This window comes from Castellaniella sp. (genome assembly GCF_049650445.1).
In the GTDB taxonomy this organism is placed as follows: domain Bacteria; phylum Pseudomonadota; class Gammaproteobacteria; order Burkholderiales; family Burkholderiaceae_B; genus Castellaniella.
Window position 1 is genome coordinate 124,965 of the sequence record NZ_JBASAD010000033.1, and the last position, 23,749, is coordinate 148,713.

Here is a 23,749-nt window from a genome sequence, read left to right on the forward strand (position 1 = left end):
CCGCTCAGGAACCAGGCCGATCCAACGGAATAGCCAACACGTGTTTGGCCAGCGACTGCCAGACCGAAAACAACTGCTTGCCACACGCAGCGGCGAAATCGGGATAGAGATCACAGTAATCGTCGAGGTCTTTGAGGGTATCCCGGATTGCCTCGTGTACTTCGTCAAACACAGACTGGACTTGCTTGCGGCTCAAGCCACACACCACACGGCCGAAATCCATCAAATGGCCGGAGGAAGGAAAAAGGCGTTTCCCCCCCATGCTCAACGCCATCTGATCCTGCGCAATATACGGCAGCGTACTGCAAATATCGTAGACCGGCGCGAACTTCACCGTGTCATCGGGGTCGCCATACAGCATCCCGAAATTTTTCAGATGAGCGTCCCCATCACCCAACGCGCAAGACAGTACGATCCGCTTGAACAGCGCGCCGCGCAGGGCTGGACGACCTGCAGGTTCCACCATCAACAGCAAGTTGCGTACGAGGGTCTCGTAACTGCCTTCGTATTTCTGCCTGGCTGTTCTGGCGCACAACGTGGCGCCATCCTCAAACCCCAGCGGGGTCCCGTCATCCTGCCGGTCAAACCGCTCGATGACCAGCATCTGCCCGCTTTCAGTCAGGTGGACACGCGCGGTGGGAAGCCCGCCTCGATGACCTTGGCATATTGGCGCATCAGGTAGTCCCTGAGCGCACCTTCAGGCAGACTCTGATCGAAGATGGGCGGCAGATTGCCCACGAGTCCCGCGGCCTCCGGCTCGTAAGGTGCCCGACGCACAGGCATGGTGATCGAAACTGCGTCCCGGTCGGACAAACCATCGTCGTAGTAAAACGCCGTGCGGACTTGCCAAGCAAAACCTGGTTCACTGTAACGCTCCAGCGTGCCGACCTTGCGCAATCCATGCAGGTCCCGGACCCACACGTCCAACAGATTTTCAGGAGCGGAATCGTGGCTTCTTGGCATGGCTCTGCTCGTATTCCTGCCGGTTTAGCGCCACCAGTTCGTCCAAAGTCGGCCGCCCCTGAAGCGCCTGAACAGCACGCATCTCGAGCCCGACCGACTCGCAAATCCGCTGCAGCTTCACAAAGCCGATCTCTGCCAGGGAACCGGCCTCCAGGCCCGCAATGGTGGCGCGCGAAATCCCGGTCTGAGACGCCAACTGCGCTTGTGTCAGACGGACCGCTCGGCGCCGTTCCCTGACCAGGGAGCCTAGCTCTTTGATGTGCATCACCGCAATGTGAATGTATTAAATATTAGACATTACGTCAAAATTAAGAAAAATTGTCAAGTATTCTAGATAAAAACCACAGCGACATCACCGATCTCACGGCCCGACGCCCTGAGAGCACAATCCCCTCTTTTGCGCTGTAGCCTATTGCTGCCCTGCGTTCGCCTTTTCTAGGGAACGGGCTTGATTTCAGGGCGGTAAACCCCGTACAAGGCCCGCCCCAGCGCAGTCAGCTGTAATTGATCCTGCGATCCCGCATAGTCCGCCGGGGTTCGATTGAATTTCACCCGCAGAACACCCATCCACTGCCAAACGCGGGTCATGCGAATGGCCAGCGCAGCCAGATCCTGTTGAACCAGACTGGGGAATGCACGATGGTAGCGCTGCAGGAACTGCCCCATGGTTTGCCAGCCTGCGTTTTTTGCCAGCAACCACACGCAAAATACAAACGTATGCTGAATATGGGGATTCGCATCGTAGCGGTCGTTATAGCCCCAATTGAATCGGCCGATGACGAACTCGAACAGAGTCCAGAACAGATTATCCGCCTGATCGGGCTGCGCCAGCGTCTTGCCGAGCCTGGTCAAGGTCAACTGCCCCCTGACAATGCGGACCCACCGAAGTTCTTCAAAGATCACGCGCGCCGATGTCACCGCAGGGCAGTCGTCTTCCAGGCGCGGCACCCATTCAGAATAAGGATCATCCGCGATCAGTGAGTTCTTGATGTCATGAAGGGGCATGAAGACCGCCCTGGGCCAACGCCCTTTCGGCGTCAGCTTGATTGGCTTCACCTGCAGGCGCTGCGCCAGATCGCGGTACATGGCGATCAACGGCACCCCTTCCAGCATGGCATCCCCCAGCCGCTGTTCACGATGCAGCCGGAAACCATCGAAGCCTTCCACCCCGTCCAAGGCCTGCCGCATCTGCGCCGGGCTGAGGCCCTCGAAATCATCCAATCCCTGATGATTTTGCATGGCCATGAACTGCTCTGTCAGCATCTGCACATCATCCAGATCACGCAGACTGCCGGCAGGCACGCGACTGAGAAAGTCTTGCAAGGCTTGATGGATTTTGTTCATGAACAGGTCAGGGCTGGAACACGTCGTCCAGGTCTGTGGCGTCCAGAATGTTCAGCGACCAAGTTTCCAATTGTGGGGCCTTGGCCGCCAGGATGCGTTGAGTGATGTCCTCGGACAGTGGGCCGAAACGATGCTGGACCATGCGGAGCAGTTGTTCAGCCTGACCTTCGACGTGGCCTTCCACCCGACCTTCCACCCGACCTTGCTCATGCCCCTTGGCCTGGGCCGCGCGTTCAATCAGGGTCACATACGTCATTTTGCGTTCCTCCGACAGGGTGTTGACCGCCCGCAGGTATTCCGGTTCAAGGTCCTTGGGCAGCGCGATCATCCATTCGATCAGGCGATAAACCTGCCCCGCGATGACCGGGTCGTAGCCATAGTGTCGCAAGCGGCGCACCAGTTCGCGCTTTGGTCCCAATCGGGTGCGCTTGTCCCGATAGCGGTTGGCCTGCAACTGCGCCATGACGACCACAGCAAAGGGGTTCGTCGGCGCCAGGGTTTCCAGCGCGTCCCAGCGGGTACGCCATGTCTCTAATTCTACGACAGGAAAGGTGAATCTCACCCCCTGGTCCCAGCATTCATCGGCGTGGGTCACGCGGTTCCCCCCCCCCCCCGGCTTTCCAGCAGAACTCCCAGGCTGTAGATGCGGGGCGGCAGGGCCAGTTTTCGTTGCTGCATGAGGCGCACCTGGATGCGGTAGCGGTATTCGTACATCCGCCAGGCGAAGACCTTCAGCGCCTGGCGTCCGTCCAGGCGCCGTTCGACTTCGACGTGGATCAGCAGCCAGGCATCGGCGCCGTCCAGCAATCGCACCTGCACCAACTTGTCCACCAGACGCCGGCCTTTTTTGCCGGGGAGAGCAATGGCCTGCAGTTCCTTGTCCAGGAAGTCGGGCGCGACGGACCAGTCGATAGCGGCACGCAGGTCCGGGGCCAAGAGCGCCAGGGCCTGGGGGAAATACAGTTCCAGCGCGTCCTTCCAAGGGCTATCGTGATCGTCGGCTATTGGCGCCTGCCGCGCTACAGCGTCACCAGTCGAATGTTCAGGGTCTGACATGGGGCGGGCATCCTGGCAAAAGGATGCCCATTGTCTGAAGGATGACGAACGGTTTCTAGCTGGCAGATCTGCCGAGAGGCGAAAAGATCCCTATGGCACGCTCGCATTCATCCACGTTACGCAAGTGGAGTAACCCCGGTCAACCAAGGCCTCGCAACTGAAAGCCCGGTCATTAAACTGCCTCAATAAAAAAACAAAAAGGGCCGCCAGCTAAATACTGGCAGCCCCACATGCTGGGGTGACCGCAGCCACCCCGAGTCACCGTGCGAATTAACGCAGCAGGGACAGCATGGTTTGCGGGACCTGGTTGGCCTGGGCCAGCACGGCGGTACCAGCCTGTTGCAGGATCTGGGCACGCGTCATGTTGGACACTTCGATCGCGTAGTCGGCGTCTTCGATACGCGAGCGCGAAGCCGACAGGTTGGTGACGGTGTTGTTCAGGTTGGCAACCGTGGATTCCAGACGATTCTGGTAGGTACCCAGGGTGCTGCGAGCCGTATCGACCGCCTTCAGAGCGGCATCCATCGCATTGATCATGGTGCGCGCTGCGCCGCTGGTGGATACGTCGCCGGCGGCGGCAGTGCCAGTGATGCCCAGGCCGGAAACCGTGGCATCGGTCGTGGTGATGGTGATCGAGTCATTGTTGGTGGTGTTGGCACCGACCTGCAGGTGGATGGAGCCGGTCGAGCTATTCAACAGTTGCGTGTCGTTGAACTTAGCGCCGTTGGCCACACGGTCGATTTCTTTCAAGCGCGAATCGATTTCTTCCTTGATGGAGGCACGATCAGAGGTACCGTTCACATCGCTGGCAGCTTGCACGGCCAGTTCGCGGATACGCTGCAGATTGTTGTTGATTTCGCTCAGGTTGCCTTCAGAGGTTTGAGCCAGCGAGATACCGTCATTGGCGTTACGAGCAGCCTGGGTCATGCCGCGGATCTGAGCGGTCATGCGGTTGGCGATGGCCTGACCAGCGGCGTCGTCCTTGGCACTATTGATACGCATGCCGGAAGACAGGCGCTGAATAGCGGTACCCAGGGAGGACTGAGACTTGTTCAGGTTGTTCTGGGAGACCAGAGCGAGGTAGTTGGTGTTGATAACAGCCATGAGAGACTCCTAAGTTGTTCGGCGGAGATCCGCCCTTGTTGCCCAGGATGACAAACTGAGTGACCTCCTGTTCTGACCCGTTAACGGAGGGGGGGCGGGGAACTTTAGAGCCATCCGGAAAATTTTTTACACCCCGCCTCGGTTTGATCTGGATCAGCTCTCCGTCCACTGCGCCAACCAAGTCGCTGCATGCCGCTCATCCAGCATCCAATCCCATTGCACGGCATCGCGCAGAGCATCGCCCGCTTGGGCGGACGCATCCAGGTCATGCGTGTGCATGCGGATCGCACTAACCCAATCCTTGAAACGCGGCTTGTTGACCCGCGTGACCGGCAAACGGCCACGATAGGGCTGAACGTCGCTGCACACGACCGGGATCCCGCAAGCACCATACTCCAGCACGCGTCGGTTGCTGGCGCATTGGTTAAAGCGCGTGTCTTCCAGCGGTGCCAGGGCCAGATCCAGATTCAGACCGGCCAGTTGCACGGGATAGTTGTCCATACTGGTTACAGCATGCCACTCATGCGCACAGCGCCTGATCGCATCGGGGCAAGCCCCTAGGAAGATCCATTCCACCTCATCCGCTAAGGCCTTGACCACATCCGTAATCAAGGCCAGATCATGGTAGTGATCCAGACCGCTGGCCCAGCCCACACGCGGCTTCCGCCCCTGGCGGCGCAGGCTGGATAGAGAAGACCAATCCGGCACGGAAAGCCGGTTCTCAATAACCCGGATATCGGGATGCAAGCCTCTCAGGGCTTCCGCCAGCGGTTCTGTGGACACGACAAGGCGGTCTGTCAACGCCAGGGACTCCCGCATCAATTTCAGGATGTCCTTGGGCTGATGCTCTCGGTACGTACTGCTGCCGGGCAGACTGGGCAGGTAATCATCCAGGTCCGCCACTTTGAAACACCGGAAAAATTTCGCTAAACGTTGCTGCGCACCGATCTGATCTGCCCGCACCTGCCGCTGAAACACTACGGTATCCGGTGCCAGACGTTCCGTTTCGAGCAACAAGTCACTGTGATCGCTGACGCTGACCGCTGCCTGGCCCAAGGCATTCAACGTCCGGCCCGGCTGGATGACCCGGTAATGACCGCTGCCCTGGCGATCCGCTGGCAGGGCCAACACCACCGGCAAAGGCCGCCAACTCAACGGCTGCCAGTTGAATTCAGCCCGCGTATCCACACTGAAACCGTGCCCCTGCAAAGTCAAGAGCGGGGTATACGCAGGATCGCGCGCAATGATCGGCAGCCACTTGGCATAGCACGCATCCTGCTCTGCCCGGAACCGCTGCATCTTGGCCTGCACCGCAGTGGTATCCACTTTGTTCTGGCTGACGCTACCTTCGTGCATCAAAATGGCGTGGGGCGTCCAGACCAGCAGATGCCCCGACTCCCGCACCTTCAGGCATAGATCAACGTCGTTATAGGAAACTTTGAACGCACCTTCGTCCAGCCCCCCTACTTCACGGTAGAGCGAAGCGCGGATCATCAGGCAGGCCGCAGTGACGGCACTGTAGTCCTGATCCACCTGCAGCCGATGCATGTACCCTGGCTGGTCGGGATCGCCACCAATAAAAGGATGATCCGCTGGCCCGCGCAAGCCCAACACGACGCCGGCATGCTGGATGCGGCCATCGGGATATAAAAGCTTGGCCCCCACCACCCCCACTTCCGGGCGCTGCGCATGATTCAGCATGGCATCGAGCCAATCCGAGCGCAGAATGGCCGTGTCGTTATTCAACAGCACCAGGTATTCGCCCCGAGCCAGGCTGGCCGCCAGATTGTTCATCGCCGAATAATTGAAAGGATGCGGATAGCGCAACACCCGCAATTGCGCGCTGTCCATCGCCTCGATGCCATCCAGCCATGCGCAGGCGTCCGCTTCGTCGCTGCCGTTGTCTACAATCAGAACTTCATAATTCTGATAAGCGGTTTTTTCCAACAAACTGTCCACGCAGCGCAGCAACATGGGCAACTGATTGCGTGTCGGAATGATGATGGACACGCCAGGCCTTTTCTGGTGCCCGTATTCCACCCGATAGCAGCCCGGCAGGTGCGCAAAGACCGTGGCATGCTCGTAGCCTTGGTTGCGCACATGACGCAGCAGCGCCTTCTGCTCGGACGCCTTGGTCTCGAATACCGGCGCGAAAGCCACCAGCAAAGGTTCGGCTACGTGCTCCAGCCCTGTCACACCGCCGCTATCGATCAAACGCAGCAGTAGATCAAATTCCACCGCATCCGCAAAAGCCGGATCAAAGCCCCCTGCATCCAAAAAGACATCCCGGCGGAACACCCAATGGCGGGCCATGGTGGCGGGCGTCGAGCGCAGCAAATCCAGATTGAAATCCGGACGCAGAAAGGCTGAAAGCTGCCCTGCCGCATCGCGCGCCATTTCATCGCCGTAAACCGCTCGCGCATTCGGCGCACCCAATAGATGCTGGGCCAGCATATGCAAACCGGCGGCGGTGAACTCATCCCCCGCCTCAATGAACAAAAACCAGTCACATGCCGACTCACCCGCCAAACGGTTGAGGACATCCAGTCCCTGAGCCGCATCGCCAGCTGGTGCATGCTGCAATTGCGACAAAGCGGGATGCGGATCCGGCGCTTGCCCGCCCACGACAACAATTTGCGTCGGTGCAAAGCCATCGCACAAGGTTTCCAGACTACGTAAGGTCCGCGCCAAAGCGCCGGCATCTCGCTCCACTGATTGGATAAATACTGCAACGGTGGGCATGCCGCCCTGCTGCGCAAAATAGTCAATCAATAAGCGGGATTGAGCCGGACTGAACACCCGTTTACCCAACCAACAGGCCAAAGGATCCTCTGCAGCAGGAACTAATGGCCTAGGCTCCTCCGCCCTGATTTCACTCGCATCAGCAGAAGGAATGGGTTGCGCCGCCTGGCCCGCAGAGCCCGCCCCAGGTTCCTGAGGCTTGGTCACATTGGCAGGCTTGACCGGCTCCGGCCTGGACATCACCACAATCTCCTGCCGGGCAAGCAGTTCAGGTTCCGCTCCTGGCGCCACGCCCCAGGCACTGGCCCATTGGTCCAGAAAAGCGCCTTCTAGCATCCAATCACGCAGCACCGCATCACGCAAGGCATCGCCCTGCTGTGCCAAGGCCGCGGGATCTCCCAAATGCTCACGGATCGCCCGCGCCCAGTCCTGGGGACGATTTCGGACACGAGAAACGGGCAAGCTGCACTGATAAGGATCAATATCCGTACAAATAACCGGTACCCCACACGCGCCCAGCTCCAGCAAGCGCAGATTGCTCTTGCTGCGATTGAACTGATTCATTTCCAGCGGCACGACCGCCAGATCCAGGTTCAGGGCGGCCAGCTTGGCTGGATATTGTTCGATCGTCACCCCCGGATGGAATTCGCATGCCACTCCGTCCGGCTGCATCCCCATGAAGACCCACTCGACCTCATCCTGCAGATCCTTGACTACGGAGCGGATCTCGGCCAGATCGCCGGTGTGGCTGACGCCGCCCGCCCAGCCCACGCGCATCTTCTTGCCCGTGCGGCGGCAGCCCTCCAGCCCGCCCCACCACGCCGGCAGCAGGCCGTTAAGCGCCACTCGGATGTCATCGTGAAAGTCCGCATATTCCTGGGCCAGCACCGGCGTGGACACGACCAGCCAGTCCACCTGCTCGATGGCGCGGCGCATGTGCTTGATCCAGCTCTGCTTGAATGTCTTGCGGTAGGCGCTGCGAGCTGGGATGTTGGGTAGATAATCATCGAACTCCAGTACGACCTTGGCACCCGTGATCTCACGGTAGCGCCGGATCTGAGTCAGAATGCCCTCGTTGAGCCAGGCTCCTTGCAGCACAATCACATCCGGCTGGATGCGCGCCACATCGGTAAAGTGAAAGTCCCGGTGCTTGACGCCGCCTTCAGCCCGCAGTTCGCTCGCCAAGGCCTGAAAAGGATGAAGGATCCGGTAATGGCCACAGCCATGCCAATCCAAATGCGACGCCAGCACCACCGGCAAGGGGCGTCCCGGCAAAGGATCATGAATCCGCGCCGCATCCCGGCTCAGGCTGAATCCCGGCGTAGATTTATCAAAAGCGGGATGGTAATAGGGATCGCATGCCAGCTGCGGCAGCCAGCGGGCGTAGAGGCGGTCGCGCTGATCGTCGTCCGGACGGGCCTCCAGGCCGAATCTTTCCGTCAACAGGCGGGTGGCCCCACCCATATGCAACAAGCCGGTCTCGGGTTCCAAAGCCAACAGATAGCCCGCCTGCACTGCCTTCAAGGACAAGTCCGTATCGGCGTAGTACACCGGGAACGCCTGTGCGTCAAAGCCACCCAACTCCTGGAAAACCGCCCGCCGCATCATCAGGCACGACGCGCTCAAGGCGCTGGCGTTCTGCTGCACGGCCAGACGATACATATACCCCTGTTTGCTGGATGCTTCGCCTCGGAAGGCCAAGCCCACACTATTATCCAACCCCGGCACCTGACCATATTGATCGACCCGGCCATCCGGCAGATCGAGGCGGGCACCCGACATGCCGACTTCAGGGCGCAATGCCAGCCGCAATAGGCGTTCCAACCAGTCGGGGTGCGTCCGGGATGAAAACTGAATGTCGTTGTTCAGAAACAGCAGGACATCGCCCCGCGCCTGCTCAACGGCAAAATTATTGATCGCAGAAAAATCAAAAGTCTGCGGCCAACGCAACACACGCACCTGATCCACACCCATACTTTCCATGTTGGACAGGAAGCCCAAAGCATCCGGATCCACGCTGCCGTTATCCACGATCAGCAGTTCGTAGTTCGAGTAGGCCGTGTGCTCCATCAAGCCTTCAATGCAATCGCGCAGCACGGTGAAGTGATCGCGAGTCGGAATGATGATGGACACCAGGGGCCGCTCAGGCAAAGGATATTCCACGCGAAAAAACCCCAAAACAGGCCCAGGTTGGACCTGCGCGTCTACCCCCAAGCGCTCAAAGTGCATCTGCGTGACTACGGGAGACCAGACCTGCGTATTCGTATCCCGCACCCAGTCCATCAAGCCGATCGAAGCATGCAACAAGACTTCGGGCACATGCCCCACCACGGGCGGCCCTGCCTGTTCGACCAGGCGCCAGATCAAATCGATCGGAGCCAAGTCAGACACCCTCGCATCAAGCCCCCCGACAGCCTGGATCGCCGCCGTGCTGAGTACCTGATTCCGGCCTACGTAGGGGTAACTGCGCAGCAGGTCAATATTGAGATCCGGTTTGAGCATCGGGTTGGCTGCAACGCCATCCTTCAAGACAGCCTCATCGCTATACCAGACCAGGGGATTTGAATTGCGCAGGCGGTACTCGCCGAGCGTGAGGGTGGCATGAGGCAGCAGTTGGTCGCCGGCGTAAAGAATCCAGATGAAGTCCGGCGCGTCATCCTGCTCTACTCTACGAGACAGCAGCACAGGCCAGGGCTCATCACCAATGACCGCTTCAACTATTCCGCCCGTTGCTTCGGGCGGAATCTGCGGACCGATGAGCCAGACTCCGTCCACGCGCCGATGCTGCGCGGCCAAGCTATCCAGGGTGTCGGCCAGGGCACGTGGGTCTGAGTCATCCGGCACAACCACGGCCACACCTAGCGTCCCGACGTCGGGGTTGGCTTGCAGCATGGTTTGGATGGCGAGGATGCGGGCGGCGGATGGAGTGCGATCATTCATCCAATCGGGGATAGACCACTGCAAAACACTTTTACCACCTGAAGTTGAATCAGAACCCCTCGGAATAATCGCTTGATTTATATCCGAGACACTTTTTCCCAAAGCGTTCGCACAAAATTTGGCAAACTTTTCCGAAAGCAGCTCTTCTTTCTTCTTAGCAGAAGATTCAAATACCTTAACTATCTCCAAGAACCACCTTACAACACCAAGATCAAATTCAATAGAATTTTTATCTTTCAGTTCGCAATAATAATCGAACCCTGCCACAGCAGCATCGCTATTCTTAAGAAGATCTCTTAAAGATGCCCGAACCCCATCTCCGGACAAATCAGCGGTAATAAAGCCATCGAAAAATAGATGTCTAAAAACATGCTCAGCATACAAAGCCCGCTGCGACTCATCAGCAACAGGAGAGTATTTTCCAAGAATAAAAATAGCACATTGAATAGCAGTGCTAATTTTCATGAAACGAATCATTGGGAATCGCAACCCAACTTTCTCGCAGAGAAATTTGTGCAATCTCTCTGCACTTTCCTCCCCTCCCCCTCCACCATGAAAAGGATAATGGACAAAAAATCCCTGGCCAGGAACTTGACAAAAATCACCAACCGCAAGGCGACTCAATTCAAAAATATTTTCCAAAAGAGTAACCCCCTGCATGGGGGTCTTTTTTAAATACGTGATCGCTCTACTCAATGATGCTCGTCGACTGACATTATACATAGTCATACGAGCCGCCCACCCATTCCAGCTTTTCACTCTTTCAATAAAATTGGATCCAACCATCGATGGTTGATTAATGGAACGGAGTTGACCATCACCAAAATCAACCAACGAGCTTCCTGCGGAAATGCAGGAGGCGCTCGCGTTTTCGCGCAAAGCACGGTATGCATCTATATAATACGTAGGGGACGCACAATCATCATCCGCCATAATCGCACTGAAATCAATATCAGCACACCACTCATATAAAAAATAAAAATTATCTAATGCGCCGATATTTTTTTCATGCACAAAATATAGAATATTTTTATTTACTTCTGATAATTTTTTTAGAAATTCACGTTTTTCATAATTTTCGCTATTATCAGAAATCAAGACCACAACATCTTCACTTGCCACTCCAACAAACGAAGCCAAGGTGGACTTTGCCTTGTCATCCCAACGGACTGTAGGAATTAAAATGGCAAATTTCGCAGTCCTGGGAATTTCAGGAAATTTCGTCACGCTTGCAGAATTCATACAATACCTTAATTTTCGAGAATCCATCTAGAAAATCGAAAATGGGTTAACTTGACCGACTGCCCAGGCGTCGCAAGGGGCTGCCGCCATATACACCATAGGCTTCGAGCTCCCCACGCACGACACTCCCTGCCGCGATGACTGCCCCCTGGTGCACGCATGCTCCATCAAGCAACACACAATTGGCCCCAATCCAAACATCATCTTCAACAATGATCCCTCCCTTACTGGGTCGAAATCCTTGACTCCGAATCAGACGTCCGCGTGATCGATATTCGTGATTCACCGGCGCAAACGTACAATTAGCAGCAATCGCCACGCTATTTCCAATGGAAATTCCGTTTCCAGTGTATAAAACACACCCTGAATTGATCACCACATCAGCCCCAACGACCAAGTCCCCCATTCCACCAGCGGGCTTGATCTTCACAAAAGAGTCGACCACAGATCGAGCGCCAATGACAATTCGCGACCCCCTCACGGAATCCTCAATATCCGCTAAATGTGAAATGACAGCCGATTCATTAATCTCGATCATATATTTTCCAACTGCGGCATCTCTACTAGCGGATCAGGAAATTCGCCTTAGAAATCCATCTGGGGCTGAAGTAATCAGTACTTTATCCTCAATGGACTTATCAATCTCAAACTCAGGGTGTGTCTTCAGCCACTCCCACACAGCCGTCTTGGGATTATTTCCCTTGCCCCAGGGACGATCCGTCCAGATATAATCATCAGGCAGATCCTCTACAAATGTATCGAACACCACGCAGTAGCTACCCACACCAACCAAGTCAGCATAAGCATTCAACTCAGCTAGCACATGTTCATGCGTATGATTAGAGTCCAAAAATACTAACACTCGCTTTCCAAGCGCTAAATCGTGAACCTTAGAAACCATGACAGGATCAACACTGGAGCCCTCAAACAATGATATTCTATGCGCCAAAGGGTGGGCCTCGATAGCTGCTCGATTGTGTGCCCGAATGTCGATGTCAATACCCAGGACCCGGCCATGCCCCAACATCTCAAGAATCGAAGCCGAAAGAACAGCGGACCCCCCATGCGCCACGCCAGTTTCCACAACTAGATCAGGCTTAACAGCCCAGATGATTTCCTGCATAGCCATAGCATCGGTCGGCAGTTGAATCATAGGCCGACCAAGCCATGAAAAATTGTTCATATACTTACGCTCCAACGCCTTTGCACGCCAATCGACCGATAGGGCGCGGAAATCCTTGTCATTAGCAAAGCGGGCAATACGCTCACGCTTTTCAGTACGATAGTCTTCAGCCGCCGTGGGAGTGGTTTCCAGATAACTCATGAATGACCCTTTTTATTGCGATATTGGTAAAGAAATTCAGGAAAATAATCTTCGAATGCACGGGGGGAAAAATTAAATTCCGTACGTAACCGTGTGATATCTATAGACTGAAATTCCCAGGCAGGAGCGTCAGGCACAACATCGAAGGAAAAACCCAGATATTGAGACAACATGCTCAGAATTGCATGATTGCTTACGGATTGGCCACTGGCCACATTGATGACGCCACCTACAGACGAGGCAGCAATACAAACCAGCATACGCACAGCATCATCGATACAAAGATAATCCTTACATGAATCAAGCGATGTTTGGAGGCGGACATGTCCCGTACGTGCACCCTCCTCAAGAAGTTGGTCAATAAAAATATCAGGATCAGGACGCAGGCCTACAATATTCGACAAGCGCGCCACACGGGCTCGTGGATGGCCACCATGCAAGCACAGTGACTCCCCCATCAGTTTAGAAAGATTATAAAGGTCACCCGATACGTTGGGATTTACAACCAGCGAGCCATCCTCACGAGTATCTCCGCTGCCAGCATAGACACGGGTGCTGGAAAGATAAGTAAGGGATGTAAAATTTCCCTGCTCCAGCAATCGCCGCAGCACGCAAACATGCGCTTCTACTGTTTCTAGTGGACGTTGACGAAAATCAGCGGTCAGACCAATGCAGTAAATGACATGCCCTAGCGGTTGTGCCCCTAAAGGCTCACGCCTGCCTGGAGCCCAATAGTCGTGACCATCGCGGATCAGATGCTGTATTAAATGACTACCAATAAAGCCTGCACCGCCAAGAACAGTGAAACGATTAACACTCATCGACGCCCCCCTTGTTGCGTCAACCCTGCATACATAGTGACGTCAATATAGTCACGCTGCATATCTCGTTCGGAAATTTCTGCAGGTGGCAATGGCCAATGAATACCAATTCCCGGGTCCAGAGGATGCAGGCCACCTTCCAAACTACTGCTGTATGTGGATGTAACAATATATAGGATCTCAGCCTGATCCACCAAGCTCTGAAAACCGTGAGCAACCCCCGGAGGAATAATCAGACTATTCTGCCGAGCAGAAGAGAGAGTAACACCAAACCATTGCAAAAAGGTGGGAGAGTTGTAGCGCAGATCCACAGCAACATCGAAAACGCTGCCACTCATACAAGTCACAACCTTGGTTTCCGCATTAGGCATATATTGAAAGTGCATGCCTCGAATAGTGCCCGCCAGATTGGATTTTGAAAAATTCATCTGAGTAGGAAAAATGTCCATACCTAGCTTCAAGAACTCGTCCCGACAGAAAAACCGGGCAAAGGATCCGCGAGCATCAAAAATGGGCATGCGATCAGCTTCCCACACACCTGGCAGAGGGCTGGACCGGAAACTAAAACGCGTTGACTCTATGGTTGTCATAACTCGGGCAAGGTCGTAAAAGCATCAATTTCAGTCTGGCACAGCACACGAGCATCACGCCCTTCGCGCTGATCTCGATACCAAATCATGGTTCTATGAACCGACGTCCTCAAGTCCCAGCGCGGTTGAATACCCAATACAGTACGGGCACGAGCCGTTTCCAGAGTCAACCAACCAGCCTCATGCAGACCTTCGGTGCCGTCACCCCACTGGATTTCTCCAGCGCCATAGGCCTGCTGCGCCTGCGTGATAACCTGACACACAGTCGCGGCTTCGTGTGTCAGCGGACCAAAGTTATAGGCGTCCGCCGCAGCAGGCTGCATACACAAAGTCTCCGCAAGAAGCAGATAGGCACAGATGGGTTCCAGCACGTGCTGCCATGGCCGGATCGCCTGCGGACGGCGAATTGGCAACACCTGACCCTCTTGCCAATAACGGACAGCATCGGGAATGAGACGATCTTCTGCCCAGTCCCCTCCACCGATCACATTTCCCGCTCGCGCGGAGGCGACCGCCACACCTTGGGCAGCCAGATAAGCATCACGGTAACTGGCAATCACCAGCTCACTGGCAGCCTTGCTAGCGCTGTAGGGATCATGCCCCCCTAGCGCATCATTCTCTCGATAGGGATACGGTTGTTCCAGATTGCGATAGACCTTGTCGGTCGTGACCATCACTGCAGCACGCACGGAATCAAGGCCGCGTAGCGCATCCAGCACATGAGCCGTGCCCATGACGTTGGTAGCATAGGTCGCCAGAGGATCCTCGTAGCCGGCACGCACCAGCGCCTGCGCAGCCAAGTGAAAAACGATTTCGGGTTCGGCCTGACGAACTCGGTCGGTCACAGCCTGGGGGTCACGGATGTCGATGAAGTGGCTGTCGCACAGTTCATCAATACGCCCCAGCGTATATAGATTATTCGGCGCGCCGGCGGGCGGTAGCGCAATGCCCGTCACCTGCGCACCCAACCGGTGCAGCCACAGCGCCAGCCAACTGCCCTTGAACCCCGTATGGCCGGTCAGCAACACCCGCCGCCCCCGCCAGAAAGCGGGGTCTGGATTGACCGGGACGGTATCGTCTGTGCGCATCACACCCAGGTCTTCCACGGCGCCCTACCCGACACCCACAGGTCTTCGAGCAGATTCTTTTCCCGCAGAGTATCCATGGGTTGCCAGAAGCCATTATGCTCGAAGGCCATCAACTGGCCGTCTCGCGCCAGTGACGTCAGTGGTTCACCCTCCCAACTGCTCTGGTCACCTTCGATGCGATCAAGACATTTGGGCGACAATACAAAAAAGCCGCCATTGATCAGCCCGCCATCGCCCCGAGGCTTTTCCGTGAAGCCGGTCACTTCATCGCCATCCAGCCTGAGCGCGCCATAGCGCCCCGGCGGCTGCACCGCCGTTACCGTCGCCAGGCGGCCATGCTGCCGATGAAAGCGGATTGAAGCATTGATGTCCACATCGCTGACCCCATCCCCGTAGGTGAAGCAGAAGGCCTCTTCGTCCTTTACATAATCACGCACTCGCTTCAGCCGCCCGCCTGTCAGCGTGGTTTCGCCGGTGTCTACCAACGTTACCCGCCAAGGTTCGGCATGCTGATGATGGACTTCCATGCGATTGGTGCTCATGTCAAAGGTCACATCCGACATGTGCAGGAAGTAGTTGGCGAAGTATTCCTTGATCACATAGCCCTTGTAACCGCAGCAGATCACGAAATCCCGGATGCCATGATGCGAGTACATCTTCAAGATATGCCATAGAATAGGTTTGCCACCAATTTCCACCATAGGCTTGGGCTTCAGGTGCGTTTCCTCGGAGATACGGGTACCCAAACCCCCGGCAAGGATGACTACTTTCATTGGAGTCGCTTCGATTGTAAGGACGATCGTCGTTCAGGAGAAGGTGGTGCACAGGTGCGCAAAAGAGCTTAGGAAGCAACTGAACCTCGAAAATTTAATCCAACAAAATCAATGAATTAGAAAATTAGACCACACTTCTACACCCAGTCGTACGTCTGTGCTCAACATTACAGAACACACACAGGCACAACTTTCCATGCACATTTTATAAGAGGCAGGAGCCAGTCAATTAATCGAACAACGGGGAACTTCAGACTGACGCCAGCAGGAGCCAAGTCAAAAAAATAATCTATGCTAGAGAGCTGCCACGCCTCTCATCACCCTCAGCTTGTTTTTGAACAATTCGAGACCCACTCATGATCCCCAAAAAAATTTTACTCCTGAACGGAGTTTTAAACGGTGGCGAAACCTATACTGAATACTTGAGACAAGCATCACTAAATCTACCTGAAAACGCAGATGTAGTTGCCTTGAATATACCGGCAAAAACAAAAATGAGCGCTAACCAAGTATCCAAGATCATTGATCGGCAAACCCACGATGTTGATCTTGAATTACTACCAAAATTGCGTGGGCAAGATGTTGATTTTTTGTTTTCCAACGAAGCATCCTTAGGTCAATATATTGACCCGTCAATCACAACAGCGATAATTATGCATGGCACATCGGTCATGCCCGTAAACAACGACTTCATGTTTGCGGAACTCATCTCCTACTTTGATATAGTCACATCTGCATCCAAGGCCAGCATGCAAATGCTGGCTAACGGCATGTCTTTCTACCGCTCACAAAGGCGCGATCTCAAGATCAACGTCAATGGCCCCTTGATTCGATCGGACCTCAGAAAAACATTCATCATGCCAACCCGCCCGATGAAGAAGGAAAAGCAACATACAAAAACACCAAGAGGGACAGATCGCACGGAAAAATTTACAATCGGCCTGCTACCAACAGCGATAGGCGCGATTCAAGAAAAAGTCTCGCTTTACCGCAGCATCGATCAAATAATTCAGATGCTTTTCTGTAAATTTCCGCAAAGCAAGATCGTCTTTCGCCCTTACCCAAACGATTTTCAAACAATGCCAAGCATCAAGCAGCTTTGCGAAACATTAATCAAATTAGGAAATGTGACCATCGACTCACCGGAAAGCCCATCATCCACGTTCTACGACAAATGCGATCTCGTCATCACAGACGCGTCCACTGGTGGCACTTCCTTCATGCTACGGAGAGCCATGCCACCCATCTATTTCGTACCAACCGAAGCACTCGATAGTCATATCACTCGCTGGTTTGTAGATAGTATAGGCGAGCATGTCCCCATGGCACACACCATCTCTGAACTCGAAAAGCATATCCACTACTTAGCCGCCGCCAATGAAAACGAACTATTTAGCCACTACGAAAATTATTGCAATAAGGAACTTTTCCTGAAAAGTCCTCAGACTGAGTATTTTTCGAATATTCTAGGTGGCAACACGGCGACCGAAGACGTCATTCAGATTGACGCCTTCGGTGAAATTTCTTATAGCATGCAGATAGCAGCATGAACGGGCGAACCATCTGGATTACAGGCCTCTCGGGAGCAGGGAAATCCACGCTTTCCGCCATCCTGGTGAGCAAATTGCGCGCCATAGAGCCGAAGACCATCTTCCTCGATGGCGACGAATTGCGCGAAGTCTTGGCAGCCGACTCACGAGACGGCAGCCATCACGATCGAAACCAACGGCTAGCTCTGGCGACGCGCTATGCACGCCTGTGTCGTCTGCTCGCATCCCAAGGGTTTACAGTCGTTATAGCAACGATTTCCTTGTTCCGAGAAATACATGACTGGAATCGCGAAAATCAACCTGGATATTTTGAGATCTATCTCAAAGTTCCTCTCGAAGAACTTCGTCGCCGAGATCCAAAAGGCATCTACCACCGACACGCAGCAGGCGAAGTCCACAATGTGGCAGGGCTGGATTTTTCTATCGACGAACCGGCACAGCCAGAAATCCTGATCGAATTCAACCCTAGCCGCTCACCCGACGAAACGGCTGAGTATATTTTCTTAAAATTAATGCGAGAAAACCAATGAAAACTGAATGGGACTACACTTCCCTGGCTGATGCTTATCTGCAACGCCCTGATTACTCAGGCGCAGCCATTGACTCCATGCTCAAGATTGCGGGCGCCACGACCGGAGAAACAATTTGCGATGTAGGCGCAGGTGTTGCCCACCTGACTCTTATGCTGGGTGCGCGCGGCTTTGAGGTAACAGCGGTTGAACCAAACGATGCCATGCGCACCAACGGAATCAAGCGCACTAGCTCGATGACAAACGTGCGCTGGCACGAAGGCACCGGCGAACAGACCGGGCAAGCGAGCCAAGCCTTTTCCTTGGTGACTTTCGGCAGCTCGTTCAATGTTTGCGACCGCCCTGCAGCCCTCAAGGAAACTGCGCGCATTCTCAAGCCGAAGGGTTGGTTCGCCTGCATGTGGAACCATCGCTACCTGGATGATCCAATCCAATCTCGTATCGAAAGCATTATCAAATCACACATTGATGCCTACAACTACGGCTCACGCCGTGAAGATCAGACTGCCATCGTCGATGCCAGCGGCCTGTTTGGCCCAGTGACCCATCTCGACTCTCGCGTTATCCATATCCAATCCATCAAAGACTGCGTCGAAGCTTGGCGCTCGCATGCAACGCTGGAACGACAGGCAGGCGCAGCCTTCAATGCCATCATCAATGAGATCGAGGCATACCTGAAGGGACTGGGAACTCATTCCATCCAAATTCCCTACACCACCAATATTTGGATCGCCCAGTTGCATTAATACACGATTCTGCCATGTCGCTTGAGTTCTCAACCAAAGCTCGTACGCTGGCCGCCCTGCGCGGCAAGCTGACTTCAGCACACATTCTGCCGCTCGTCCATTTCTCAGTTGCCGAATGGCACCAAGATCGACAGGCCTGCCTGCTCAAAATCCGGCAAGATCTGGAGGTGCAGTCGGTCATCGTGCGGTCGAGCTGCGGCCGGGAAGATGGCGACATGGAATCGAACGCAGGCGCGTTCCTGTCATTAGCCAATGTTTTGCCTGGCGATGTCGAACACGCTGTCGAGAAAGTCATCGCCTCCTACGGTGATGCAGAAGAAAGCGACGAAGTGCTGATTCAGCCGATGCTGGCTGGCGTGACGCGATCTGGTGTTGCCTTCACACACGATCCTAACACTTCAGCCCCTTATCGGATGATCAACTGGAGCGAGGGCGACGACACCGCCGTCGTGACAAGCGGTGCGGGCGGGCGCATCTATCAACGGGCTGCGCTGTCTACGGTGCCGCCGCCCGGCCATCTAGCTCTGATCTTTCCCATGCTGGATGAGTTGCTGCGGCTTTTCGATGACCAAGCCATTGACTGCGAATTTGCCATGACCCAGGGCTCTGCCGGCGCTGAGGATTTGTGGCTGCTGCAGGCCCGGCCTCTGGTGCTGCGTCAACGCCCACAAGCAACCGAGGCGCAAGCGCACCGGCTGCAGCAGATCGAAGAAAAAGTGCGGCGAGGGATGCAGCCACATCCTTTTGTGATGGGCCGACGCACAGTTTATGGCGTCATGCCAGACTGGAACCCTGCCGAAATCATCGGCGTGCGCCCAAAGCCGCTAGCTTTATCGCTTTACCGTGAGCTGGTCACTGATTCGATCTGGGCCTACCAGCGCAACAATTACGGCTATCGCAACCTGCGCAGCTTCCCACTCATGCCGCATTTTTTCGGCCTGCCCTACGTGGATGTCAGGCTGTCTTTCAATTCTTTCATCCCCGCCGATCTTGACGAGGGTCTAGCCGCGCGGTTGGTCGATTACTATATTGACCGACTGTTGGCCGAGCCTTCACTGCATGACAAGGTAGAATTTGAGGTTGTTTTTTCCTGCTACACCCTAGACCTGCCAAAGCGCGTCGAAAAACTGGCTGAAGCCGGATTCAATACGAGTGAACAGCACGAGATCGCTGAAAGCCTCCGCCGACTGACCAACCGCATTATCAATCAGCAGAACGGATTATGGCGCACCGATGCAAGCAAACTGGACACGTTGCAGGCACGACGCGAAGCCCTGCTGGCAGGCCCCAGCGATCCGCTGGAGCGAATCTACTGGCTGCTGGAAGACGGTAAACGCTACGGCACCCTCCCCTTCGCCGGGCTGGCGCGTGCTGGCTTTATCGCTATTCAGATGCTGAAATCGCTGGTGACAGTCGGAGTTTTCAGCCAACAGGACTACGATGCCTTTGTGGCCTCCGTCTCTACAGTCAGCGGGCAACTCGCCCGTGATCGCTCCATTCTGGACAAGACGACATTCTTATCACGCTACGGGCATCTGCGTCCCGGCACCTATGACGTATTATCGCCTCGCTACGACGAAACACCGGACCTCTATTTTGACTGGCAGCAAAGGCCTGTCGCCAGTCACTCCGCAGCCCAACCTTTTTCGTTAACCTTACCGCAAATGCGCGAAATGGTACACCTGCTGGCAGCACATGGCCTAGAACCAGATGCCGTAGGACTAATGGATTTCATGCAAGAGGGGATCGAGTTGCGCGAATTGGCGAAATTTCACTTCACCCGCAACCTTTCCGATGCCATGGCGCTGATGGCGCAAGTGGGTGCACAATACGGCTTCACCCTGGACGATCTGGCCTATAGCGATGTCGCCGTTTTCCGTGAAATGCACGTTGCTGCAGTCGATGCCAGGGAATTGCTGGCTACAAGCATCGAGCAAGGCCGCAAGCGCCATCACGAAACCAAACAATTGTCGATGCCGCCGCTGATTGCCGCACCAGAAGATGTCTGGGGTTTTGAATGGCCAGAAACGGCTCCAAACTACATCACACAAAAACAAGTAACGGCCCCCGTCGTCAGCTGCGATGACAAGAGTTCGCTGGCAGGGGCCATTGTATGCATCTCAAATGCGGATCCCGGGTTCGATTGGCTGTTTTCCCACCCCATAGCAGGTTTGATTACGGCCTGGGGCGGTGCAAACTCGCATATGGCCATCCGCGCAGGCGAATTGGGCCTTCCTGCGGTCATCGGCGCAGGCGAGGTACTCTACCGCCGGTGGTCAAGCGCCCAGCGTCTGCATATCGATTGCGCAGGGCGGCGCGTGGAGCTTGTGACGTGAAACGGATTCTTATCAGCCAACGTATCGATACCCTGGCCGATCGGGGTGAACGGCACGATGCCGTCGATCAGAGGTTATCCTGCTTCCTCGATGCAATCGGCGCACTGGCCTTCCCCGTACCCAATACTCTGCATGCTGCCGGCCAACTCGATACATGGCTTGATGCCGTCTCACCCGAAGGGCTTGTTTTATCCGGAGGCAACGATATCGGCACACAGCCGGATCGCGATAACACGGAACGTGCACTATTAGTCTGGGCCACCACACGGCGCCTGCCTGTGCTTGGCATCTGCAGAGGAATGCAAATGATGGGGCTAACAGCCGGTGCACGTCTGGTGCAGATCGAAGGCCATGTTCGCACCCACCACACACTTTCCGGAGCCCTAGCTGGCAAGGCCAACAGCTTTCATAACTACGCACTTGAAACCTGCCCCGATGGATATGTGGTGCTGGCTACGTCAGAGGATGGTGCTATTGAAGCGATCCATCATCGCCAACTCCCCTTCGAAGGCTGGATGTGGCATCCCGAACGGGAAATCCCCTTTTCTGCACGAGATCTGAACCGAGCACGAGAAATTTTCTATGCATGAACTGCTGGATTATGCTGCTACAGTTGCACGTCGTGCGGGTACGGAAATTCTGAAGTACTACCACTTATCCTCGACAGTCAATCTCAAGCATGATGGCTCACCACTGACGATTGCCGATCAGAAATCCCATGCTCTGATCAGTGATCTCCTAGCGCAAACGGGCATCGACATCGTATCTGAAGAAGGTGGTGACTTAAAACTCGATAGCTACCGATACTGGCTGGTAGACCCACTGGATGGCACCAAGGATTTTCTCGCCAAAAATGATCAATTCACTGTCAACATCGCGTTAATAGAAGCAAACCGGCCCGTACTTGGCGTCGTTTTCGCCCCAGCCTCCAACGAAATGTACGCCGGCGGCATCAGCCTTGGTGCAACCTACACGAATACGCGAGAAACAGCCGTCTGCGCGCCTCTGCCTGCAAACGCCACATGTCGCATGACCGTGAGTCGTTTCCACGCCCCCCCAGACAACGCCACTTTCGCGCAACACAACGCTATTGCCAGCGAAGTAGCCGTCGGATCCGCACTGAAATACGGCTATCTCGCCACTGGGCAGGCCGATGTATATCCACGTCTTATCGGTAGCTCCGAGTGGGACACCGCAGCAGGGCAAGCCGTGCTGGAGGCAGTGGGCGGTGCAGTACTCGATTGGCATCGCAAAGAACCCCTGCGCTACGGCAAGGCCCGCCGCCGCAACCCTCGGCTCATCGCTTTTCGTGCGCCATACACCATCGATCAATTCACTCTCCAAGACTATCCGGAGAAGCTATTATGAAAGCACTGATTCTGGCTGCCGGTCGCGGTAGCCGTATGGAGGAGATGACGGATGACGCACCAAAATGCCTTGTCCGCCTACAAGGGAAACCGCTCTTGGAGTGGCAACTCGCAGCATTGAAAGCCGCTGGCATTGAAGATATCGGCATCGTCACCGGCTACCGGCGAGAATTGCTATCCAGTTATGGCTTACAAGAATTCCACAACCCACGCTGGGCGGAGACCAATATGGTTACTTCACTGGAATGCGCACAAGAATGGCTAACGAGTGAGCCCTGCATCGTCAGCTATTCTGACATTTTCTACGAACCTGCAGCGGTAAAGCTCCTGGTGGAAAGCACAGCCACAATGGCGATCACCTATGATCCCAACTGGCTGTCACTCTGGACGGCGCGCTTTGGCGACCCATTATTGGATGCCGAAACCTTCCGCATCAAAGAAAGTAACACTCTCGTGGAAATCGGGAGAAAACCCAGGTCTGTCCAGGACATACAAGGGCAATACATGGGGCTACTAAAGTTCACCCCGCAATCGTGGATCGAAATTCAAAACATACGCGCTGAGCTCAATCCTGCACAGCGAGACAGAATGCACTGCACAGGAACCCTGCAGGCTATGGTCGAACGAGGTAACGTGCCTGTACAAGCTTTAAGATATGAAGGAAAGTGGGGGGAAGTCGATACTCAAAGTGATTTGGCGGTTTTTCAGAGGACTCTCATCGGTAGCATTTGATAATCGGCATTTTTTGAAAATCGGGATCGAATATTGTCCGGAATTTCGTGGGCGAGGCATAGCATGAGAGAAACCGATCATGGATATGCCCGTGAAACACAAGAAACCATCCACCGCAGCCCAGGCGGCCGCCCGCGCGGCTGCCCTAGCTGCCTGAGCACCTACTGGACGGTCTGGTGGAAGGCCCGATGTCAGCCATGGAGGTCGAGGACCTGATCGACGCCTTTGGCCGTGCGGTCATCGAGCGGGCCATGGTCGCCGAGATGAACGTGCATCTGGGCTACCGCCCCGGCGAGGACAAGCCTGCCGCGCAGACCGATGAGCGCAACGGCGTGCGCGCCAAGACGCTCTTGACCAGGCACGGTTCGGTGCAGGCGTAAGCTCCCCCGTCAAGTAGACATCGCTTGATAGAGGTTCGGGGCCGTTGTTAACCGAGGCAGAAACTGCACCGGTGGAACGTTCCCCAGCGATTCGTGGGGACGATATTCGTTGTAATCGCGT

General features: G+C 55.1%; 21 protein-coding genes and 1 pseudogene. 8 read left to right on the forward strand and 14 right to left on the reverse strand.

The features are described from left to right. Positions 1-4: 4 nt before the first annotated feature. From WA983_RS11320 to rfbF, 14 genes are all read right to left on the reverse strand, one after another. Positions 5-604, reverse strand: coding sequence for a type II toxin-antitoxin system HipA family toxin (locus WA983_RS11320; protein WP_424312043.1), 600 nt, complete (start codon positions 602-604; stop codon positions 5-7). Between the two features lie 14 nt (positions 605-618). Next, complete coding sequence (locus WA983_RS11325; RefSeq protein WP_424250500.1) at positions 619-963, reverse strand: HipA N-terminal domain-containing protein; 345 nt, start codon at positions 961-963, stop codon at positions 619-621. Further along, a complete protein-coding gene (locus WA983_RS11330; protein ID WP_424250506.1) occupies positions 935-1,228 on the reverse strand; it encodes a helix-turn-helix domain-containing protein in 294 nt (97 codons plus the stop codon). The genes WA983_RS11325 and WA983_RS11330 overlap by 29 nt, the downstream gene beginning before the upstream one ends. Before the next feature lie 170 nt (positions 1,229-1,398). Further along, positions 1,399-2,307, reverse strand: coding sequence for a hypothetical protein (locus tag WA983_RS11335; protein WP_424312044.1), 909 nt, complete (start codon positions 2,305-2,307; stop codon positions 1,399-1,401). A gap of 7 nt (positions 2,308-2,314) precedes the next feature. Then, a complete protein-coding gene (locus tag WA983_RS11340; protein ID WP_424312045.1) occupies positions 2,315-2,869 on the reverse strand; it encodes a DUF4351 domain-containing protein in 555 nt (184 codons plus the stop codon). Between the two features lie 29 nt (positions 2,870-2,898). Continuing rightward, entirely contained in the window at positions 2,899-3,363 is a 465-nt protein-coding gene (locus tag WA983_RS11345; RefSeq protein WP_424312046.1) for a hypothetical protein, read from the reverse strand. Positions 3,364-3,633: 270 nt separating this feature from the next. Next, positions 3,634-4,467, reverse strand: a complete 834-nt coding sequence (locus WA983_RS11350) for a flagellin (RefSeq protein WP_424312047.1) — start codon at positions 4,465-4,467, stop codon at positions 3,634-3,636. 153 nt (positions 4,468-4,620) lie between these two features. Next, positions 4,621-11,391: a glycosyltransferase gene (locus WA983_RS11355; protein WP_424312048.1), complete on the reverse strand. Its 6,771-nt coding sequence runs from the start codon at positions 11,389-11,391 to the stop codon at positions 4,621-4,623. Between the two features lie 46 nt (positions 11,392-11,437). Then, positions 11,438-11,929, reverse strand: a complete 492-nt coding sequence (locus WA983_RS11360; RefSeq protein ID WP_424312049.1) for an acyltransferase — start codon at positions 11,927-11,929, stop codon at positions 11,438-11,440. Between the two features lie 33 nt (positions 11,930-11,962). Further along, positions 11,963-12,715 carry a cephalosporin hydroxylase family protein gene (locus WA983_RS11365; protein ID WP_424312050.1) on the reverse strand — a complete coding sequence of 251 codons (753 nt, stop codon included), beginning with the start codon at positions 12,713-12,715 and terminating at the stop codon, positions 11,963-11,965. Further along, positions 12,712-13,536, reverse strand: coding sequence for an NAD-dependent epimerase/dehydratase family protein (locus tag WA983_RS11370; protein ID WP_424312051.1), 825 nt, complete (start codon positions 13,534-13,536; stop codon positions 12,712-12,714). Before WA983_RS11370 ends, WA983_RS11365 begins: the two co-directional genes overlap by 4 nt. Continuing rightward, positions 13,533-14,126, reverse strand: coding sequence for a dTDP-4-dehydrorhamnose 3,5-epimerase family protein (locus WA983_RS11375; protein ID WP_424312052.1), 594 nt, complete (start codon positions 14,124-14,126; stop codon positions 13,533-13,535). The genes WA983_RS11370 and WA983_RS11375 overlap by 4 nt, the downstream gene beginning before the upstream one ends. Beyond that, a complete protein-coding gene (gene rfbG / locus WA983_RS11380; protein ID WP_424312064.1) occupies positions 14,123-15,214 on the reverse strand; it encodes a CDP-glucose 4,6-dehydratase in 1,092 nt (363 codons plus the stop codon). The genes WA983_RS11375 and rfbG overlap by 4 nt, the downstream gene beginning before the upstream one ends. Then, positions 15,214-15,987 (reverse strand): glucose-1-phosphate cytidylyltransferase, encoded by a 774-nt coding sequence (gene rfbF, locus WA983_RS11385; protein WP_424312053.1) that lies wholly within the window; start codon positions 15,985-15,987, stop codon positions 15,214-15,216. The genes rfbG and rfbF overlap by 1 nt, the downstream gene beginning before the upstream one ends. Before the next feature lie 356 nt (positions 15,988-16,343). Here rfbF and WA983_RS11390 point away from each other — a divergent pair, with 356 nt between their 5' ends. From WA983_RS11390 to WA983_RS11425, 8 genes and pseudogenes are all read left to right on the forward strand, one after another. Then, the gene (locus WA983_RS11390; protein ID WP_424312054.1) at positions 16,344-17,537 is read left to right on the forward strand and encodes a hypothetical protein; all 1,194 of its coding nucleotides are present in this window, start codon (positions 16,344-16,346) and stop codon (positions 17,535-17,537) included. Continuing rightward, the gene (locus tag WA983_RS11395; protein WP_424312055.1) at positions 17,534-18,067 is read left to right on the forward strand and encodes an adenylyl-sulfate kinase; all 534 of its coding nucleotides are present in this window, start codon (positions 17,534-17,536) and stop codon (positions 18,065-18,067) included. Before WA983_RS11390 ends, WA983_RS11395 begins: the two co-directional genes overlap by 4 nt. After that, positions 18,064-18,813 (forward strand): class I SAM-dependent methyltransferase, encoded by a 750-nt coding sequence (locus WA983_RS11400; protein ID WP_424312056.1) that lies wholly within the window; start codon positions 18,064-18,066, stop codon positions 18,811-18,813. Before WA983_RS11395 ends, WA983_RS11400 begins: the two co-directional genes overlap by 4 nt. A 14-nt stretch (positions 18,814-18,827) precedes the next feature. After that, complete coding sequence (locus WA983_RS11405; RefSeq protein ID WP_424312057.1) at positions 18,828-21,149, forward strand: PEP-utilizing enzyme; 2,322 nt, start codon at positions 18,828-18,830, stop codon at positions 21,147-21,149. Next, positions 21,146-21,739 (forward strand): gamma-glutamyl-gamma-aminobutyrate hydrolase family protein, encoded by a 594-nt coding sequence (locus WA983_RS11410; RefSeq protein WP_424312058.1) that lies wholly within the window; start codon positions 21,146-21,148, stop codon positions 21,737-21,739. Before WA983_RS11405 ends, WA983_RS11410 begins: the two co-directional genes overlap by 4 nt. Beyond that, entirely contained in the window at positions 21,732-22,517 is a 786-nt protein-coding gene (locus tag WA983_RS11415; protein ID WP_424312059.1) for a 3'(2'),5'-bisphosphate nucleotidase CysQ family protein, read from the forward strand. Before WA983_RS11410 ends, WA983_RS11415 begins: the two co-directional genes overlap by 8 nt. Further along, positions 22,514-23,248, forward strand: a complete 735-nt coding sequence (locus WA983_RS11420; RefSeq protein WP_424312060.1) for a phosphocholine cytidylyltransferase family protein — start codon at positions 22,514-22,516, stop codon at positions 23,246-23,248. Before WA983_RS11415 ends, WA983_RS11420 begins: the two co-directional genes overlap by 4 nt. Positions 23,249-23,333: 85 nt before the next feature. Beyond that, positions 23,334-23,622, forward strand: a pseudogene (locus tag WA983_RS11425) (transposase); the annotation flags it as partial. Positions 23,623-23,749 lie beyond the last annotated feature (127 nt).

Coding starts and splice junctions, on each gene's coding strand:
- WA983_RS11320 (WP_424312043.1), bottom strand. CDS start 604: ATGCTGGTCATCGAGCGGTTTGACCGGCAGGATGACGGGACCCCGCTG.
- WA983_RS11325 (WP_424250500.1), bottom strand. CDS start 963: ATGCCAAGAAGCCACGATTCCGCTCCTGAAAATCTGTTGGACGTGTGG.
- WA983_RS11330 (WP_424250506.1), bottom strand. CDS start 1,228: ATGCACATCAAAGAGCTAGGCTCCCTGGTCAGGGAACGGCGCCGAGCG.
- WA983_RS11335 (WP_424312044.1), bottom strand. CDS start 2,307: ATGAACAAAATCCATCAAGCCTTGCAAGACTTTCTCAGTCGCGTGCCT.
- WA983_RS11345 (WP_424312046.1), bottom strand. CDS start 3,363: ATGTCAGACCCTGAACATTCGACTGGTGACGCTGTAGCGCGGCAGGCG.
- WA983_RS11350 (WP_424312047.1), bottom strand. CDS start 4,467: ATGGCTGTTATCAACACCAACTACCTCGCTCTGGTCTCCCAGAACAAC.
- WA983_RS11355 (WP_424312048.1), bottom strand. CDS start 11,391: ATGAATTCTGCAAGCGTGACGAAATTTCCTGAAATTCCCAGGACTGCG.
- WA983_RS11360 (WP_424312049.1), bottom strand. CDS start 11,929: ATGATCGAGATTAATGAATCGGCTGTCATTTCACATTTAGCGGATATT.
- WA983_RS11365 (WP_424312050.1), bottom strand. CDS start 12,715: ATGAGTTATCTGGAAACCACTCCCACGGCGGCTGAAGACTATCGTACT.
- WA983_RS11370 (WP_424312051.1), bottom strand. CDS start 13,536: ATGAGTGTTAATCGTTTCACTGTTCTTGGCGGTGCAGGCTTTATTGGT.
- WA983_RS11375 (WP_424312052.1), bottom strand. CDS start 14,126: ATGACAACCATAGAGTCAACGCGTTTTAGTTTCCGGTCCAGCCCTCTG.
- rfbG (WP_424312064.1), bottom strand. CDS start 15,214: ATGCGCACAGACGATACCGTCCCGGTCAATCCAGACCCCGCTTTCTGG.
- rfbF (WP_424312053.1), bottom strand. CDS start 15,987: ATGAAAGTAGTCATCCTTGCCGGGGGTTTGGGTACCCGTATCTCCGAG.
- WA983_RS11390 (WP_424312054.1), top strand. CDS start 16,344: ATGATCCCCAAAAAAATTTTACTCCTGAACGGAGTTTTAAACGGTGGC.
- WA983_RS11395 (WP_424312055.1), top strand. CDS start 17,534: ATGAACGGGCGAACCATCTGGATTACAGGCCTCTCGGGAGCAGGGAAA.
- WA983_RS11400 (WP_424312056.1), top strand. CDS start 18,064: ATGAAAACTGAATGGGACTACACTTCCCTGGCTGATGCTTATCTGCAA.
- WA983_RS11405 (WP_424312057.1), top strand. CDS start 18,828: ATGTCGCTTGAGTTCTCAACCAAAGCTCGTACGCTGGCCGCCCTGCGC.
- WA983_RS11415 (WP_424312059.1), top strand. CDS start 21,732: ATGCATGAACTGCTGGATTATGCTGCTACAGTTGCACGTCGTGCGGGT.
- WA983_RS11420 (WP_424312060.1), top strand. CDS start 22,514: ATGAAAGCACTGATTCTGGCTGCCGGTCGCGGTAGCCGTATGGAGGAG.